Below are 17,335 nucleotides of genomic sequence, written 5' to 3' on the forward strand. Positions count from 1 at the left end.
TCTCTGTTTTCAAAACAAAAAAAGCCCCGGAAAACCGGAGCTTTGAAAAATACAGAAGCGGCAAAAACGCCGCCCAATCGGATGTCGACTATCGCACCGGCTCAACCGCGCAGCCCCCCAAATCTTCTCGCCCCGGAGGGGAGAGATGCCCCGAAAGGGGCAGTGAGGGGGGAACCTAGCCCTGCGAAAAACCCACCGGAACACCGCACGACGGCGCCCCAACAGTTACCCCACAAAACGCGATGTCTTCACCGCCTTGTCGGTATCATAATCCGCCGCCATCCGCATCTCGCGCAACGGCCGCACGGTCGCCGTCGATTTCTGATAGATCGGATGAGCCCGATAGGCCGCCAACGCCGCCTCATCCTCGAACTCGCCATAGACGACGAAATCGACCTGTTCGTCATAAAGATCGCTGCGGGTATTGCGCCCGATTTCGAGCACGCTTGCATGCGGGTTTTCGGTCAGCATCGAAAGCCCGGTCTCGATCGCATCCGCGTCCCCGCCTTCGGGAACCGAAAAGAAAACGATATGTCGTATCATGCCAGACCTCTGCGCTGTTCCGGGATCGGCTAGCACGGGCGATTGCGGCGCGCAAGTCGCTATACGCCGCGCACGCGCGGCATCCCGTCGCCCTCCAGAAGCAGCGCCGTCAGCGCCCAGACCAGCGCATCCAGCCGGTCGGGAGACCGCCCCGCCGACAGCCCGTCCGGGCCGAAATCGCACATCTGGTCGACGAGCCTGGCAAAATGGCCGGCATGGCGTACCCGGCCCTGCTCGTAGAGGGCCGCCACCGGCTCGGCGCGGAGAAACTTGCCGCGCTTGGCCCGCACGGTCGAAACCGGCAGCCGTTCGTCCACGCTGCGCAGCATCGCCGTCACCATGTCGCCGCCCTGGTTGATTTCGGCCACCACCCGGTCGGCGTCGAAACGGCGATAGGCCTCCACCACCGCGCGCGCCCATTGCGCCGGCGAGCCGCCTTCGACAGAACAGTCGGCCAGCACCAGCGCCCCGCCGTTTTCCATCCCGCCCGCAACCACGATGCCGCAGACCGAATTCCGCCCGGACCCGGCAGGCGGGTCAACCGCCACAACAATCCGCCCGGACGCCATCGCCCGGCGGGCAACAAGCGCGTCCAAATCTGACCGTCGCCACAGCGCATCCTCGCGATCCTCGATCAGCTCGCCGTCAAGCTCCTGCCGTCCAAGCCGCGTTCCGCCATAACGGCTGGACAGCGCCTTGATGAAGCCCGGCGCCAGATTGGCGCGGTTGTCCGCCGTCGAAATCCGGGTCAGCACTGTGTCGTCTTCCGCCATCAACCGCTTCAACAGCGGCACCGCGCGCGGCGTCGTCGTCACCATCTGCCGCGGCAGGCGCCCGAGCCTCAGGCCGAATTGCAGCATGTCCCAGCATTCCTGCCCATAGCGCCATTTCGCCAGTTCATCACACCAGGCAAAGTGAAACTGCGGACCGCGCAGCGCCTCCGGATCCTCGGAGGAAAACAGATAGGCCACCGCCCCGTTCGGCCACACCAGCCGCCGGCGCGAAATCTCGAAATCCGGCTTCATTCGCCGGGCAATCCGGCAGATCCCGGAAACACCGTCAATCATCACCTCGCGGGCATCGCCCAAAGTCTCCGCCACCAGCGCGATCCGCAATTCGCTCTTCTCGCCATCGGCAATCGCCAGATCATGCACCCATTCCGCACCGGCCCGCGTCTTGCCAGAGCCGCGCCCGCCCATCAGCAGCCATGTCCGCCAGTCTCGCGCCGGCGGCAACTGCTCCGGCCGGGCCAGAAACCGCCACTCCTTGGCGAGAAAGGCTGCATATTGAAACGGATCAGACGGCGCGCTCGCGTTCGGCAAGCTTTCGTTCCGCCAGTTCCTCGGCCCGTTTTTCGATGAGGTCGAGGAAATGGGCTTTGGCATTGTCGTAATCCCTGAAATTCAGTTGGCGCTCTTCCTCGTCCTTGCGGCTGGCCGCCAGCCGCCGCTGCAGCTCGTCGGCCTTTTCCAGCGTGCGGATGATCAGCGCGATCGCATCGGTCGCCGCCTTCACCTCGGCACGCGCATCACCATCATCCCCCTGGACGCCCCGCTTCACTGCCCGCATGCGCAGCCGCTTGAAGAAGGTGAATTGCGCCCGCATCTCCGCCGTCAGGTCGTTCAAAAGCAGCCGCATGTCATCGTCGCCGCCGCCGCGCCGCGTCTTCGGTTCGATGAAATGGTAGCCCGCCTCCGTTCGCCCGGCGCCACCTTCGTAACGCGGATTGCGCGGCCACAGCCCGAACAGCGAGATATCGAATGACTCATGGTCAGCCACAATGAAGCTCCTTCCGGCGCGCCTCGGGAGACCCGCCGTTCGACCATAAAAAAAGCCCGGTCGAGACCGGGCGGCAACAATTCCAGATGGAGCCGTTACCGGCTCGCAGAAGATCAAAAAAGATAGAGCGGTTCCGCCGATACGAGGAAAAGCGGAACCGCTCCAGTCTGAGTGACGGCTAAGTCCGGCGGGAAGGCGAAGCGGGTTCAAACCCGCAAATTCCCGACCGTAGACAGAAGCTACCAAAGCACCGTTACGCCGTCAAGGATTATTTTCCTATGATAGGTATTTTTTCTTATCTTGTGATACCGGGAGAAGGTCTCATCCCGTCTTCTCGCCCGTCAGCACCGGCCATTCTATCAGGTAATCCTCGTAATCCTCCACCGCTACCTTCATCTCGCTGATGGTCTTGTCGCGCGCCGAAATCCCGGCCTGATGCACCGTCTCGCGATCTCCGGAAACCAGATAATGCCACCAGTAGAGATCGCGCCCCTCATGAACCAGCCGATAGGCGCAGGTCGGCGGCAGCCAGGGGATTTCCCGCACGCCCTCCATGTCGAGCTGAATGCATTCCGGCACCGTCTTCTGCCGGTGCTCGTAATCCGAACACTGGCAGCTATGCCCGTCCAGCAGCCGGCAGGCGACCGAGGTGAAGGCCACCTCCCCCGTCTCCCAGTCTTCCAGCTTGTTGAGACAGCAAAGCCCGCAACCATCGCAAAGGGCTTCCCATTCGCGATTGTCCATCTCCTCGAGCCGCTTCACCCGCCAGAAAGGTTCGTCCGCCTTGTCAGCCATTATTCTTCCTTTTCGCCGAACCGCCTATATGCGCGCATCGCGGTTGCGCTTCAACCCGCATCGTGCCGGACATTAGGTAAGTAATTACTGACTTAAACAAAGGTCTTATCACTATCGGTCAATTGCGACAATTTGCCCGCTTGCTAGCATCCACCCATGCGCTCCGGAGGAAGAGCGCTTCTGCGCTGAGGAGAGCGCAGCCCTTTTCACGACTTGGGAGGAGTCTGAATGTCTCGCTTTATCATGAACCGGCGCAGCCTGCTGAGAGCGGGCGCGGCCGCCGGCATCACGCTCGCCACACCCATGCATTTCGTCCGCGGTGCCTATGCCCAGGACAAGATGTCCTGCAACATGCCGACCGGCAGCAATGTCGTGCTCGGCTTCAACGTGCCCCAGACCGGCCCCTATGCCGATGAAGGCCTCGACGAATTGAAGGCCCTCCAGCTTGCAGCCAAGCACTTGAACGGCGAAGGCGATGGCGGCATGCTGTCGACCTTCTCCTCGAAAACGCTCAAGGGCAACGGCATTCTCGGCAAGAAGGTCGATTACGTCACCGGCGACACCCAGACCAAGTCGGACGCGGCCCGTGACGGCGCCAAGCGCATGATCGAAAAGGACGGTGCGGTGATGATCACCGGCGGTTCGTCCTCGGGCGTCGCCATTGCCGTGCAGAGCCTCTGCCAGGATATGGGCGTCATCTTCATGGCCGGCCTGACGCATTCCAACGACACCACCGGAAAGGACAAGCGCCGCTACGGCTTCCGCCACTTCTTCAACGCCTACCAGTCTGGCGAAGCGCTCGGTCCGGTGCTTGCGAAGGAATACGGTGCGGATCGCCGAGCCTATCACCTCACCGCCGACTATACCTGGGGCTGGACCCAGGAAGAATCGATGAAGAACGCCACCGAGGCGCTCGGCTGGGAAACCGTCCAGACGGTCAAGACCCCCGTCGGCGCGGGCGACTTCTCGCAGTACATCACCCCGGTTCTCAATTCCGGCGCGGATGTCCTGATTCTCAACCACTATGGCGGCGACATGGTCAATTCGCTGACCCAGGCCGTCCAGTTCGGCCTCAAGGACAAGCAGGCCAACGGCAAGAACTTCGAAATCGTCGTGCCGCTGTTCTCCGACCTGATGGCCAAGGGCGCGGGCTCCGCCGCCGAAAACATCCTCGGCTCCGCCAACTGGCTGTGGTCGCTCGACAATGACGGCACCAAGGCCTTCGTCCAGTCCTTCGGCGCGGAATACGGCTTCCCGCCGTCACAGGCCGCCCAGACCTGCTACGTTCAGGCCCTGCTCTACGCCGACGCCGTGGAACGCGCCGGCACCTTCTTCGCGCCGGAAGTCATCAAGGCGCTTGAGGGTTTCGAATTCGACGGCCTCGGCAACGGCCCGACGCTCTACCGCGCCGCCGACCACCAGTGCATGAAGGATTGCCTGGTCGTGCGCGGTAACCCGGACCCGCAAAACGAGTACGACCTCCTCAAGGTGGTCGAAGTCGTGCCGCGCTCGCAGGTCGATTACGACCCGTCGATCTTCGGCGGCGAGCTCGGCCCCGATACGGCCAAGCAGTGCTGATCTCGGCCAGATGAACAACGGACCGGGCGCCAAATCCGCGCCCGGTCCCGCGCATCAAAACAGCGGATAGCGGGTAATGGACGCCATCATCATTCAAATTCTGAACGGTCTGGACAAGGGCGCGGCCTATTCGCTGATCGCGCTTGGCCTGACCCTGGTCTTCGGCACGCTCGGCGTGGTCAATTTCGCCCATGGGGCGCTGTTCATGCTCGGCGCGTTCTGCGCCGTGGCCTTCAACGCGCTGATTTCGTGGCCGGTCCAGCCGCCCAAGGAAGAGGGCGCGCTGTTTGCGCCCCGCGCCATCCCCTACATGGAATACGCCTTCGGCGATGTCGGAGCCACGATCATCAACTGGTCGGTACCCTTGTCGATCCTGCTTGCGATCCCGGTCATGCTACTGATCGGCCTCGTGATGGAGCGCGGCCTGATCCGGTTCTTCTACAAGCGCCCCCACGCCGACCAGATTCTCGTTACCTTCGGCCTCGCGATCGTTCTGCAGGAGATCATCAAGAAGTTTTTCGGCGCCAATCCGATCCCGCAGACCGCCCCCTCTATCTTCTCCGGCACCGCCAATGTCGGGGCCTGGATCGGCATGGCCGACGCCTTCATCGTCTATCCGTGGTGGCGCCTCATCTATTTCGTGACAGCACTCATCATCATCGGCGCCGTCTTCGCTTTCCTGCAATTCACCACCTACGGCATGGTGGTCCGCGCCGGCATGCGCGATCGCGAAACCGTTGGCCTGCTCGGCATCGACATCGAGAAGCGCTTCACCGTGGTCTTTGGCATCGCCGCCGTGGTCGCGGGGCTTGCGGGCGTGATGTACACGCCGATCCTGCCGCCGAACTACCACATGGGCATGGATTTTCTGGTCCTGAGCTTCGTGGTCGTGGTCGTCGGCGGCATGGGATCGCTTCCAGGAGCGATCGTTGCGGGCTTCACCCTTGGCATCCTGCAATCCTTCGCTTCGATGAACGAGATCAAAAGCATCATCCCCGGCATCGACCAGGTGATCATCTACCTCGTCGCCGTCATCATTCTCTTGACCATGCCGCGCGGGCTCATGGGCCGCCGCGGCGTGATGGAGGACTAGAACCGCATGTTCGCCAATCTTTCCCGCAACGACTGGCTGCTGTTTGCCATCTTCTCGGCCATCGTGCTCGCCGCGCCCATATTGTTCATGCCGCTCGGCGCCGCCTATCCGGCGCTCCTGCAGAAGTTCGCGATCTTCGGCATCTTCGCCATCGGCTTCAACATCCTGTTCGGGCTGACGGGCTATCTCTCCTTCGGCCACGCCGCATTTCTCGGCGTCGGCTCCTATGCCGCCGTCTGGTCGTTCAAGCTTCTGACGATGAACGCGATCCCGGCGATCATCTTCGCGATGATCTGTTCCGGCCTGTTCGCCGCCGTCATCGGCTACGTCACCCTGCGCCGCTCGGGCATCTATTTTTCGATCCTGACGCTCGCCTTCGCCCAGATGAGCTACAATCTCGCCTATTCGGTGCTCACCCCGATCACCAATGGCGAGACCGGCCTGCAGCTTGCGTCCTCAGATCCGCGCATCCTCGACCGGATGTTCTTCGAAGCCGGCGCCGGCCTGCCCTCGCCCGATTTCTTCGGCATCCAGCTTCAGGGCTATGGCGGCTTCTATTTCTGCGCCATCGCCCTTTTGATCTGCTTCTACCTCACCATCCGCATCTTCCGCTCGCCCTTCGGCATGATGCTGAAGGCGGTGAAATCGAACCAGAACCGGATGATGTATACCGGTTTCAACACCCGGCCCTATCTGCGCTCCGCCTTCATCATCTCCGGCATGTTCGCCGGTCTCGCCGGCGCGCTGATGGCCGTCACCGATCCGCTCGCCGGCGCCGAGCGCATGCAGTGGACCGCATCGGGCGAGGTCGTGCTGATGACCATTCTCGGCGGCGTCGGCACGCTGGTCGGCCCGGTTATCGGCGCGGTTGTCATCAAATACTTCGAAAACATCTTCTCGTCCTTCAACGAGCAGGCCCTGCACCAGACCTTCTCCTTCCTGCCGGACGCGCTCGAGACCCCGGTGGTCAAGCTGCTGTCGCTGTTCGTCGGCGATGGCTGGCACCTGACCCTCGGCCTGATCTTCATGGCCATCGTGATCTTCCTGCCCGGCGGCATCATGGAAGGCGTCAAACGTGTCCGCGCCCGCTTTGGCGGCGGCGGCACCGGCAAGGCGGAGGAACAATCCGTCGCCGAAGTCCAGCCTGCGGAGTAGCACCATGGCCGACAGAAACATCGTCCTTCACGTCGACGACGTCCACAAGAGCTTCGGCGGCCTGCGCGCGCTCTCCGATGTCAATCTTGAGGTCGAAAGCGGCAGGGTCCACGCCATTATCGGCCCCAATGGCGCCGGCAAGTCCACCCTGCTCAATGTCTGCATCGGCCGGCTGAAGCCGACCCACGGCAAGGTCGTCTTCGATGGCCAGACGCTGACCAGCCACGCGCCCCACGAGATCAACCAGATGGGCGTCTCGCGCGTGTTCCAGACGCCGGAAATCTTCCCCGACCTGACGCTGATCGAAAACGTCATGATCCCCGCCTTCGCCCGCCGCGACGGTGCGTTCAGGCTGAATGCCATCCGCGCCCTTGCCGGCGAACGGGAAGTGCGCGAGGAGGCCGAGTTCATTCTCGAGGATATCGGGCTTTCCGCTCGCCGCCATCACGAGGCGGGCTCGCTGTCGCGCGGCGACAAGCGCCGGCTGGAGCTCGCCATGTGCCTGATCCAGAAACCTAAGCTGCTGCTTCTCGACGAGCCGACCGCCGGCATGGCCCGCCACGATACCAACCGCACCATCGAACTGCTTCAGCGCATCAAGGCCCGCGGCATGACCAAGGTTATCATCGAGCATGACATGCATGTCGTGTTCTCGCTTGCCGACAGGATCTCGGTGCTTGCGCAGGGCCGCATCATCGCCGAAGGTTCTCCTGATGAGGTGCGCGGCAACCCGAAGGTCAAGGAAGCCTATCTTGGCGAGGCCGAGGCATGAATATGCACAGCAACAATGTCCGCGAGGAGCAAAACCGGATGGCCACCGAAAAGGGCGATGCATTCTTCAGCGTCCGCGACATTCACGCCTGGTACGGCGAAAGCTACATCGTTCAGGGCGTTTCCTTCGATATCGCCAAGGGCGAAGTGCTCTCCCTCCTCGGCCGCAACGGCGCCGGCAAGACCAGCACGCTGCGCACCCTCGCCCGCCTCGACAACCCGGCTCTGAAGAGCGGCGAAATCTGGCTGAACGGCGAACCGCTCCACAACAAACGCGCCTTCCAGGCCGCACAGATGGGCGTCCAGCTCGTGCCGGAGGATCGCCGGATCATCGGCGGGCTGACGGTCGAGGAAAACCTCGTTCTCGCCCAGGTCTCGGGCGAGAAGGGCTGGACCCTCGAAAAGATCTACGACCACTTCCCACGCCTTGCCGAGCGCCGCAAGCAGGACGCCGTCACCATGTCCGGCGGCGAGCAGCAGATGCTGGCCGTCGCTCGCGCGCTCGCCCGCGACATCAAGATCCTGTTCCTCGACGAGCCCTATGAGGGCCTCGCCCCGGTGATCGTCCACGAGATCGAAAGCATCGTCCGCCAGATCCGCGACCTCGGCATCACCACCATCATCGTGGAACAGAACGCCGTCGCGGCCCTTCGCCTCTCCGACAAGGCGGTGATCATGGACACCGGCCAGATCGTGTTCTCCGGCACCGCCGCTGAAGTGCTCGACAACGCCGAACTGCGCGAGGAATATCTGGCGATCTGAGGCTCATGCCAGTCGCTCTATCAACCTCACCGCATAGCCCCCAACCCTTCTCGCCCCGGAGGGGAGAGATGTCGCGAAAGCGACAGTGAGGGGGGAGTACATCTCCGCGAGCGCCCTCACGAGACGAAATTCCTCACCACCCTCACTGCCCCTTTCGGGGCATCTCTCCCGCCAGCGGGAGAGAGTATTGGGAGCAAGCCTCATCGCCATCGATCCGTCGCCGCCTTCAAAAAGCAAGCGCGATTCCGGCACCTTCCGAACCGCGACGCCCCTCTCCCTTCGCTATGGTTAACATCTTTATAACGTTTTCTCCCTAACCTGTTGTCGATAGAAGACATTTGTCGGGGAGTACGGCCTTGGTCGATCGGTATCGCGAACTTGAAGGGCTGAAGAACACGCGCAATCTCGACGTCGTGCTGATGGCCACGGTTTCGGGCTTCGGCTCGCTCGACAATCCGAGCGCCGCCGAACGCCGGCGCTTTGCCGAACTCTTCGGGCCCGTCTACGAGGCCTCATCGCCCGAGGCGCGCCGGCAGGCGGTCGCCGCCCTTTCCTGCCACGCCCACGTGCCGCAGGATGTCTGCCGCTATATCGGCAGCTGCGAGATCGCGGTCGCGGCCCCCTTCCTCGCCCGCTCGCCCGCCATCACCGACGACACGCTGATCGCCCTGATCGAGACCACGACGGAGGAACATATCCGCGCGATCATCCACCGCCCCGACCTGTCGCAGAAGGTGATACAGGCGCTGATCGGCGCACGGCGCGAGGAAGAGCGGCAGGAGCCCGCCGGCAATTTCGACATCGACACCGGCACCCGCGATGACAGCGAGGCGCTGCGCCGCACGCTGAAGGCCATGGCCGCCGGCACCGGCGACGCCGATCGCCTCGGCGTTTCCACCCTCACCGAGTTGCAGACCGCCCTCCTGGTCCGCTTCGCGCGCCGCGCCGAGAAGCCGTTCTTCACCGAAACCTTCACGCGCGCGCTTGGCGGCGACCGGGTGCTGGCCCGCCGCATACTCGAAGAACCCACCGGCCAGCGTCTCGCCGTCGCGCTGATCGCGCTCGGCATGAACCATGCGGACACAAGCTACGTCCTGCCCCGCGTCGCCACGATCGACCGGCAGGACAATGAAACAACCGAACACGCGGCCGAAAAGCTCGTGGGCTCGCTGAAGCCCGCCGCCTGCATCCAGGAACTGCTCGGCTGGCAGTCTGAGCGCGAGCGTGAAACCCGGGTCGCGGCCGAGAAACAGGAAGCCGCGCGCCGTTCGGCCTGAACCGCCCGGCCTCCTTCAACGCAAGGAGACCCGCTCAGTCCTGCTCTTCATCGGCAATGTTGAAAAAACCGTCCACATTCTCGCATTCCAGCACCACGACCCAGAGATCGCTGTCGAAACGCATTTCGCGTTCCAGCATCTCCGAAACTTTGTCCGATGATGCTGCGTTAAGCCGCCTCTCGAAGACCCGATCCTGGACGCCCTCCTCCGCAAAGCTCTGCGGCGCGGGCAGATAGAGGCTCTCGGTGCCATCGCGGAAAATCTGCCGGATCGCGATCGCCCCGGCTTCTTCCGCCCCCTTGCGCTCGATCACGGCAAAGCCGCCCGCGGCAAAGGCATCGCGCACCAGCGCGGACGCAAAAAAATCTGAACGAAGGCGCATGTCGACCGCTCCCGGATTCCACGAGGTCATCATGGCATGCCCGATGATCGGGCCTTTTGCAACGGCAGATCGGCAGCCCTAAAGCGCGCCGATCTCGCGAAGCTTGTCGCGCACGGCCTCATTCGGCTCGCCCGTTTCCGGCAGCCGGTAGTGTTTCTGGAATTCGAGGATCGCCGCCCGCGTCGTCGCCCCGGCAACGCCGTCGACCACCACGCCGTCATAGGCGATATTCACCAGACCGCGCTGGATTTCGACCACCATCGGATCGGCGACAACAACGCCGGCCCCGCCAGACGGCGCGGTTTCCGCCTTCAGGATATCGGCAACCGGGTCAGGCGATGCGGCGGTCTCCGGCCGCGGTTCCGGCAGCGGCGCGGATAGGCTGAGCAGCGCCACCACTTCCTCGTCGGCCTCCCCGGTCGGCGTGATACCGCTATCGCTCTGGAATGCCCTGATCGCCGCTTTCGTCATCGGACCGGTCACCCCGTCCGGCTTGCCCTTGTAATAGCCCCTCGCGGCAAGCGCCTGCTGAAGGGCAAGGATATCCGGTTCATCGTCAACCGGCGCTGGCGGCGGCGGCGCTGAGGCAGTCACATCCTGTTCGATCGCGGCGCTCGTTGCCGGCGGCCGATTGGCCTCGACCTGTTCGAGGATCGCCACCAGATCGTCCTTCGGCTTTTCGGCGGCGACGGTCTCCCCGTCCTCGAGTTCGATGCGGAAACTCTCGAAATCCGTGGCCTCCGCCATCCGGCGGCCGGGCACGGCATAGGGGTTGGCCGGCTGGCGCGTCTTCATCATCGGGCTCGGATGCGGCCCCGGCTGATACCAGAGCGCATTGGCCGATACGAAGCTGAAGACCACGCCGAACACCAGCGGCCCGCCGATCTTGCCCGGATGACGCGCCGCCATGCCACCCAGCGACGACGCGGTGCGCCCGATCAGCGAGGGCGTCTTCTTCCCGCGCTTTCCGGTTTTCTTCGTCGTCTTTTTCGCCATTCAGTCCATCACCCGCATTTCGTCGCTTTTCAAACCATCGGCATCCGGTCACGCCTCTCGCCGCAGAAAATAGACCGCGGCTGTTAACGAAGGGTAATGGAGCAGGCCTCCCACTGCCAGCGTCGCGCGCGCCGCCACCCCCTTTGCAATCAAAAAAATCTTCGAACATGGTTAACAGGGTACGTGTCCATAACCCGTCAAAAGGCACCCTATTTTCAGAATAGGTAATTGTTTTAATTTACATATTTCATCTCACTCTCATGCTCGCGCAGTGAGGTGCCAATCATGTGTCCATTTTCACGCGCCCTTTTAGCGGCTCATTTACCGTCTTAGGTTAAGTGTGGGTACAACGCTTGCGGGCACAACCAACAGGCCGGGGGCCGATGAGATTCCTGCTGAAATCCGCATTCATGATTTTCGTTCTGCTCCTGCTGGTGCCGTTCTTCGCGCCGCTCATGCTGGGGGGTGCTGCAACGCGTGAGCAACAGGCGCTGCCAAGCGGTCAGGATATCGGCGGCGCGGTCTCGGCCGCGCGCGGCACGTTCGAATATATGAGCGGCATCTGCGACGAACGCCCCGACGTCTGCAATGACGGCTCGGGCATTATCAGCTTTCTCGGCCGCCGCGCGCGCCAGGGCGCGGAGATCGTCTACATCTATCTGGGCCAGCATTTCGGCGACAAGGCCCCGCAACCCGCGCAGGAAACCGCCGCCGCGCCCAAGGTCGCCCGGCCCGCCGCGCCGGAACCCGTCGCCGAGCCAAAGCCTGTCGTCGAAACGCCGCCCGCAGTGGTTGCCGGCAATACGCCCGATCTCATCCAGACCGGCGCGATCATCGGCCAGCCGGCCAAGATCGAGACTCCTGTCCGCATCCCCGGCCTGCCCGACAACGTCCCCGTGCCGACCCCGCGTCCGCGCTGAAACACCGGCTAATTTATTCTTCCTGCGCCCCGCGCATTTCAATTCCCGCCACATCGAACTATATCGGGGCGAGAGCAATCGAAAGGCCGGATGATGAGCGACAAACTCAAGCAAATTATCGACGACTTTTCCTTTCTCGATGACTGGGAAGACCGCTACCGCTACGTCATCGAGCTCGGCAAGGCCCTGCCGGACCTGCCAGAGGACGAGAAGATCGAGGACAATCGCGTGCATGGCTGCGCCAGCCAGGTCTGGCTGGTGTCGAAGACGGGCGAAGGCGAGGACCCGGTGATGGAATTCAGAGGCGACTCGGATGCCTTCATTGTGCGGGGCCTCGTATCAATCGTGCTCACCGTCTATTCGGGCCACACCGCGTCGGAAATCGCGAAGACGGACGCCATCGAAACCTTCCGCAAGATCGGCCTGGTCGATCACCTCTCCGCCCAGCGCGCCAACGGGCTGAACGCCATGGTCACCAAGATCCGCGAAACGGCGGCGCGCAAGCTCGCCGCCTGAACGGGTTTATTCCTCCGCGAAAAATGCCGAGATTTCGGGCCGGTAGCCCTCCGCGCCCCAACCGCGAATACCGGTCTTGGCCGGCGGCGGCGCGTAGTGGCGGGCAAGCGCCAGCAATGCCGTGCGCACCATCAACTTGGCGGAGCGGACCGGCCATTGCCGCTCGCGCTCGATCTGTTCAAGCCCTTTCATGAAACAACAGAAATCGAGCGCGATATCGGCAAGCTCCGGGCCAACCGCCTTCAGCGCCCGCGCCACGCGGCTGCGCGCGTCGATCGCCGTATCCGACATTGCTGAGGGGGCGGCAAAGCGACCGCGCCCGCGCGTCTCAAGCCGCGGCTCCAGCGAAGCCGAAATTCGCGGCTGCATCAGCGCGCGGTTGAAATCCTCCGCCAGCCGCTCGCCAGCCGCAAACGCGTCGGGCGTCAGGAATGGAGAGCCATCGCGTGCCTTCAGCCGCGCCAGCTTGTCCAGTGGCGTCTTCTCGCCCAACTCAGCCGTCATGGCGCACCTCGGCGGCAATGACCACGTTATAGGCCAGCCGCTCGACGGCGGCGATGAATTCGTCGAAAGACCGGTCGTCGCGCCGGTCCTCGATCACGCGGCAGGAATAGGCCACCGTTGTGCGATCGCGCCCGAACGCAAGTCCGATCTCGCTGAGCGACAACTGCAGCGATACGTGGCAGACATACATTGCGATCTGGCGATAATGCGAGACGGAACGCCGCCTTTCGGCGCGGATCGAAATCCGTTCGCCGGCGACAAGCGCCATTTCCTTGGTGATCAGCAGAACAATGCGGCAAGCCTTGCGGATATCCGACATCTGGCTTGCCCTCTCGATGCACCAGGCTGGCTGATGGTTCAGGCGTTGATGGAAGGTCGTCGCGACCGGCGATGCTACGCGTTGCTCGTTCATGTCAGCTCCCTGAGAAATAGGATTTTATTCTTACATCGGCGCCGGAAGCGGGGACATAAAGAGGGGTACCCTCGAAACCGCCTGTTGTTTTTGTTTACTTATTTTCCTCCATAATAGGATTATTTTCCTACTCTCTTCAACCGTTTACCTATGCGGGCATTGCATGAAGGTAAACACAACCTTAGGGCAAAAGCCCACGATAGGATGCCGGCATTTGCTAGCGCTCGCACACAAAAAAATGCCAGCAGTCTCTCGACCGCCGGCATCCAGATTCGGAGCGAAATCGTTTTGTCGCGGTTAGCGCCCGCGGCGCTGTCCGAGACCCATTTCCTTGGCAAGGCGGGAACGCGCCTCGGCATAGGACGGCGCCACCATCGGATAATCCGCCGGCAGGTCCCACTTTTCGCGATAGGCATTCGGGGTCAGGTCATGATGGGTCATCAGGTGACGCTTCAGCGACTTGAAGCTGCCGCCGCATTCCAGACAAACGAGATGGTCGCCGCTGATCGACTTGCGAACCGAAACCGCCGGCTTCTGCTTTTCCTGCGCCTGGGCGGCGGCCTGCGGCTTCGCGGTGTTGCTCAGCGCGGCGTGCACCTCGTGAATGAGCCCCGGCAGATCGCCGGTCTGGATCACATGGTTGCTCACATAAGCGGCCACGATATCGGCGGTCAGTTCCACGAGGGCCTGGTTGTCCTGCTCGATCGTTGCATCCGTCATTCTTCACTCCTGTTCTTTCTTTGCCTGCCCGCGCCCGCAGTTACTCTGTGCAAGGACGCCTTCAGAAAATCTCTTCAAGCAGCGCCGTTGGTCGTCGTCGTTTCTGCGTAGAAATTAAAGCCGCGCTGCACGGAAAACCGGTAGCACAGCCTCACGGATAGGGCCTGATTATTTTCATCAACGCGTGAAATATTCACGCGCTCTTGGACGGAATACCACTTCAATGACAAATGTAAAGTTTAAATCGTCGTTTTAACGTCTTTATTGAAAGCAGCGAAGCGCGACCACGCGATTTCGGGTCTGCCCATGGCATAATACTTAAAAACATTCCAAAGTCACAAAAACCGTGCTGCTAGTCACTGTCTCTACTTTGTAATTTATCTCTGACCGTATTCTCGTATAGCGGGTAGCCAACTTCATGAGAGGCTCGCGCCAGTAGGTGAGCCGAGATCGGCGCCGTTATGATGAAGAATACGATGCCGGCGCAGGCCCGCACGAAAGTGGATATCTCGCCGGCATGAATGCCGATTGCCAGAAAGATCAGCCCTGCGCCGACCGTGCCGGCCTTTGAGGCCGCATGCATGCGCGAATAGAGATCAGGCAGCCTGATGATGCCGATTGCAGCCGTGAGCGTGAAGGCCGCGCCCGCAAGCATCAGGAGGGAAACCAGCCCGGCCAGAAGATATTGCGCCATTTACCTACTCCCCGCTCTTTTCCGCATCGGCCGAAACCACCGGCACGTCTTCGCCCGATGGCCCGGAATCGTAGGCCATTGGATGCGGTTTCACCTTGAAACCCGTCTCGGTATCGGCCCGCATCGCGCTGGAGCGAATGAAGCGCGCGAAGGCGACGGTCGCCAGAAAACCGACCAGGCCGAGCGCGATGGCGATGTCGATGTAAAGCGTGAACCCGGTCCGCACCGCGATCACGATGATGAACCCCACGCCCACGGCAACGATCATATCGAGCGCCAGAACCCGGTCCGGCAGCGTCGGCCCCTTCACCACCCGATAGACTGTCAAGAGCAGCGCAATCGAAAGCAGAACGAGGGACATATCTGCGGCATGCTGTACGATCTCCTCAGGCGTCATCAGGCAAAAGCCTCCCTGATCTTGGTTTCGAAGCCCTCGGCGATGCTCTTCCTGATCGCGTCGGGATCGGCGCAGTCAATCGCGTGGATATAGAGATACTTATTGTCATCCGAAACGTCGACGGACAGCGTTCCGGGCGTCAGCGTGATCATGTTGGCAAGCAGAACGATCTCGAAATCCTTTTCCAGCGTCAGTTCGTAGCGGAATATGCCGGGCTTGACGTTCATGCGCGGCGAGCAGACGAGTTTCGCGACCGACCAGGCCGAGGCCATGAGCTCGTACAGAAACAGCATCAGCAGCTTGAACAGCCGCTTCACGCGCGAGAAATAGCCTGTTCCGCCGATCTGATGGCGCACCAGTCCGACCGCGATCGCACCGATGATGATGCCGAAGAACAGATTGTGCAGCGAGGCGCTGCCGGTTACGGCAACCCAGAAGATCGCCAGAACGAGATTGGAAAGCAGTATCTTCATTGCACGCTTCCTCCCGGGAAGACCGACAGGAAATACCCCTCCGGCGAAAGAATCCCGCCAATCGCCTTAGCCGTCAGGTCCAACACCGGCTCCGGATAGAGCCCGAAGACGACAATGATGGCGGAAAGGCCGATAATCGGCAGCCACTCGGAAAAAGGTATCCTGAGCGTCTCGGAAACCTCACCCTCTGCGGGCCGCCAATAGGCCAGCAGAAATATCCTGCCAAGCGCGATCGTCGAACAGAACCCGGCAAACAGGATGCCGGCGGCGAGCCACCACGATCCGGTTTCGACGCCGGCGCGCACCAATATCGCCTTCGGCCAGAAGCCTGAAAACGGCGGCAGTCCGGCGGCTGCGAAAAACGCGCCGAGGCTGAGGCCGGCAAAGACCGGATAGCGCTTGTAGATGCCGCCGATCTGGTTGAGCGAGAAGCCGCCGGCGAGCCGGCCGGCAAGGCCGGTGATCAGATAGAGCAGCGTCATCAGTATCATCGAATGCAGCGCGTAGAACAGCGCGCCCTGCAGCCCGTCCATGCCGCCGATCGCAACGCCCGCAAGGCAGTTGCCGATGCCGACGATCACGATATAGCCGACAGCGCGGCGGATATCATGCTGGGCGATCGCGCCGAGACCGGCCAGCACCATGGTGAGGAAGGCGGCAAGACCGACGACGGAAGAAAGCGATGCAAGATCGGCCGGCAGGATCATCACCATGACCCTGAGCAGCGCATAAACGCCGACCTTGGTCAAAAGCCCGCCGAACAGCGCCGAAACCACGGTGCGCGGCGTGTGATAGGAAGCCGGCAGCCAGAAATTGACCGGAAAGGCCGCCGCCTTCATGCCGAAGGCCAGCACGAACAGCGCCCCGATCGTCGCGGTCGGCAGCGTCGGGGTTTCGCGCGCCCTGATTGCGATATCGGCCATGTTGAGCGTGCCGAACACGGCGTAGGTATAGGCAACCGCGATCAGGAACAGCGTGGTGCCGATCAGGTTGAGCACCGCATATTTCATCGCACCGTCAAGCTGCTCATGGGTGGAACCCAGGATCAGCAGGCCGAAGGACGAGATCAGCAGAACCTCGAACCAGACATAGAGGTTGAAGATATCGCCGGTCAGGAACGCGCCGGAAACGCCGGCGATCAGCAGCAGCAAAAACGGATAGAACCCGTAACGCCGCCCACTCGCGTCGATGCTGCCAAGCGCGAACACAGCGCCTGCGAGCCCCGCAATGGCGGCGGCCAGCGCGAACAGCGCGCTCATAATGTCCGCGGTGAAGGCAATGCCGAAGGGCGGCAGCCAGCGGCCCGCCACCATGGTGAGCGGGCCGTTTTCCCATACGGTATAGAGCAGCAGACTGTCGATGACGACCAGAAAGGCAAGGGCGGCAATGGCGATCACGGGATGCCAGACGGTGTGCTTGCGGATCATCAGCAGCAGCGCGCCGACGGCGATACAGGTCGCCACCGGCAGGATGACGAGCCAGTCCGTCAGCGACGTCGGCGCCATTGTCAGCGCGGCGGAAGGATCGATTTGGTAAGCGGAAGCTGCCATGGGTTCAGTCTTGATATC

General features: G+C 62.2%; 21 protein-coding genes. 8 read left to right on the forward strand and 13 right to left on the reverse strand.

Features of this window, described 5'->3' with window-relative positions; translation table 11 throughout:
• Nucleotides 1-225 precede the first annotated feature (225 nt).
• From K7H91_RS04205 to K7H91_RS04220, 4 genes are all read right to left on the reverse strand, one after another.
• Nucleotides 226-543: a Dabb family protein gene (locus tag K7H91_RS04205; protein WP_230718955.1), complete on the reverse strand. Its 318-nt coding sequence runs from the start codon at nt 541-543 to the stop codon at nt 226-228.
• Between the two features lie 59 nt (nt 544-602).
• The gene (locus K7H91_RS04210) at nt 603-1,865 is read right to left on the reverse strand and encodes a DNA-packaging protein (protein WP_230718956.1); all 1,263 of its coding nucleotides are present in this window, start codon (nt 1,863-1,865) and stop codon (nt 603-605) included.
• Nucleotides 1,840-2,322: a hypothetical protein gene (locus tag K7H91_RS04215; RefSeq protein ID WP_230718957.1), complete on the reverse strand. Its 483-nt coding sequence runs from the start codon at nt 2,320-2,322 to the stop codon at nt 1,840-1,842. Before K7H91_RS04215 ends, K7H91_RS04210 begins: the two co-directional genes overlap by 26 nt.
• 321 nt (nt 2,323-2,643) lie before the next feature.
• Entirely contained in the window at nt 2,644-3,117 is a 474-nt protein-coding gene (locus K7H91_RS04220; protein WP_018066617.1) for a YcgN family cysteine cluster protein, read from the reverse strand.
• A gap of 228 nt (nt 3,118-3,345) precedes the next feature.
• On the opposite strand from K7H91_RS04220, the gene K7H91_RS04225 reads away from it, so the two are divergent.
• The 6 genes from K7H91_RS04225 (at nt 3,346) to K7H91_RS04250 (ending at nt 9,753) form a co-directional block, all read left to right on the forward strand.
• Complete coding sequence (locus K7H91_RS04225; protein WP_230718958.1) at nt 3,346-4,695, forward strand: substrate-binding protein; 1,350 nt, start codon at nt 3,346-3,348, stop codon at nt 4,693-4,695.
• Between the two features lie 76 nt (nt 4,696-4,771).
• Nucleotides 4,772-5,788, forward strand: coding sequence for a branched-chain amino acid ABC transporter permease (locus K7H91_RS04230; RefSeq protein ID WP_230718959.1), 1,017 nt, complete (start codon nt 4,772-4,774; stop codon nt 5,786-5,788).
• Nucleotides 5,789-5,794: 6 nt separating this feature from the next.
• Entirely contained in the window at nt 5,795-6,943 is a 1,149-nt protein-coding gene (locus K7H91_RS04235; protein ID WP_230718960.1) for a branched-chain amino acid ABC transporter permease, read from the forward strand.
• A 4-nt stretch (nt 6,944-6,947) separates the two neighbouring features.
• A complete protein-coding gene (locus tag K7H91_RS04240) occupies nt 6,948-7,715 on the forward strand; it encodes an ABC transporter ATP-binding protein (RefSeq protein ID WP_230718961.1) in 768 nt (255 codons plus the stop codon).
• Complete coding sequence (locus K7H91_RS04245) at nt 7,712-8,476, forward strand: ABC transporter ATP-binding protein (RefSeq protein ID WP_419197443.1); 765 nt, start codon at nt 7,712-7,714, stop codon at nt 8,474-8,476. The genes K7H91_RS04240 and K7H91_RS04245 overlap by 4 nt, the downstream gene beginning before the upstream one ends.
• A 356-nt stretch (nt 8,477-8,832) precedes the next feature.
• Nucleotides 8,833-9,753 carry a DUF2336 domain-containing protein gene (locus K7H91_RS04250; protein WP_230718962.1) on the forward strand — a complete coding sequence of 307 codons (921 nt, stop codon included), beginning with the start codon at nt 8,833-8,835 and terminating at the stop codon, nt 9,751-9,753.
• Nucleotides 9,754-9,787: 34 nt separating this feature from the next.
• Here K7H91_RS04250 and K7H91_RS04255 read toward each other — a convergent pair whose 3' ends face one another.
• Together K7H91_RS04255 and K7H91_RS04260 are read right to left on the reverse strand one after the other, a co-directional pair.
• Entirely contained in the window at nt 9,788-10,135 is a 348-nt protein-coding gene (locus K7H91_RS04255; RefSeq protein WP_026173796.1) for a DUF1491 family protein, read from the reverse strand.
• A gap of 78 nt (nt 10,136-10,213) precedes the next feature.
• On the reverse strand, nt 10,214-11,131 hold the full coding sequence (locus K7H91_RS04260; protein WP_230718963.1) for a peptidoglycan-binding domain-containing protein: 918 nt from the start codon (nt 11,129-11,131) through the stop codon (nt 10,214-10,216).
• 410 nt (nt 11,132-11,541) lie between these two features.
• On the opposite strand from K7H91_RS04260, the gene K7H91_RS04265 reads away from it, so the two are divergent.
• Nucleotides 11,542-12,051 (forward strand): DUF5330 domain-containing protein, encoded by a 510-nt coding sequence (locus K7H91_RS04265; RefSeq protein ID WP_230718964.1) that lies wholly within the window; start codon nt 11,542-11,544, stop codon nt 12,049-12,051.
• 90 nt (nt 12,052-12,141) lie between these two features.
• Nucleotides 12,142-12,567 (forward strand): SufE family protein, encoded by a 426-nt coding sequence (locus tag K7H91_RS04270; protein ID WP_230718965.1) that lies wholly within the window; start codon nt 12,142-12,144, stop codon nt 12,565-12,567.
• A gap of 6 nt (nt 12,568-12,573) precedes the next feature.
• Here K7H91_RS04270 and K7H91_RS04275 read toward each other — a convergent pair whose 3' ends face one another.
• From K7H91_RS04275 to K7H91_RS04305, 7 genes are all read right to left on the reverse strand, one after another.
• Nucleotides 12,574-13,071, reverse strand: coding sequence for a DUF6456 domain-containing protein (locus K7H91_RS04275; RefSeq protein WP_230718966.1), 498 nt, complete (start codon nt 13,069-13,071; stop codon nt 12,574-12,576).
• Nucleotides 13,061-13,483 carry a helix-turn-helix domain-containing protein gene (locus K7H91_RS04280; protein ID WP_230718967.1) on the reverse strand — a complete coding sequence of 141 codons (423 nt, stop codon included), beginning with the start codon at nt 13,481-13,483 and terminating at the stop codon, nt 13,061-13,063. The genes K7H91_RS04275 and K7H91_RS04280 overlap by 11 nt, the downstream gene beginning before the upstream one ends.
• A gap of 297 nt (nt 13,484-13,780) precedes the next feature.
• The gene (locus tag K7H91_RS04285) at nt 13,781-14,203 is read right to left on the reverse strand and encodes a MucR family transcriptional regulator (protein WP_230718968.1); all 423 of its coding nucleotides are present in this window, start codon (nt 14,201-14,203) and stop codon (nt 13,781-13,783) included.
• 352 nt (nt 14,204-14,555) lie between these two features.
• Complete coding sequence (gene mnhG, locus K7H91_RS04290) at nt 14,556-14,897, reverse strand: monovalent cation/H(+) antiporter subunit G (RefSeq protein ID WP_230718969.1); 342 nt, start codon at nt 14,895-14,897, stop codon at nt 14,556-14,558.
• Between the two features lie 4 nt (nt 14,898-14,901).
• Nucleotides 14,902-15,294, reverse strand: a complete 393-nt coding sequence (locus K7H91_RS04295) for a cation:proton antiporter (protein WP_330165986.1) — start codon at nt 15,292-15,294, stop codon at nt 14,902-14,904.
• A complete protein-coding gene (locus K7H91_RS04300; protein WP_230718970.1) occupies nt 15,294-15,767 on the reverse strand; it encodes a Na+/H+ antiporter subunit E in 474 nt (157 codons plus the stop codon). The genes K7H91_RS04295 and K7H91_RS04300 overlap by 1 nt, the downstream gene beginning before the upstream one ends.
• Nucleotides 15,764-17,317 carry a Na+/H+ antiporter subunit D gene (locus K7H91_RS04305; RefSeq protein ID WP_230718971.1) on the reverse strand — a complete coding sequence of 518 codons (1,554 nt, stop codon included), beginning with the start codon at nt 17,315-17,317 and terminating at the stop codon, nt 15,764-15,766. The genes K7H91_RS04300 and K7H91_RS04305 overlap by 4 nt, the downstream gene beginning before the upstream one ends.
• Nucleotides 17,318-17,335 lie beyond the last annotated feature (18 nt).

Origin of the sequence: Martelella mediterranea, assembly GCF_021021415.1 — a bacterium.
Lineage (GTDB): Bacteria > Pseudomonadota > Alphaproteobacteria > Rhizobiales > Rhizobiaceae > Martelella > Martelella mediterranea_C.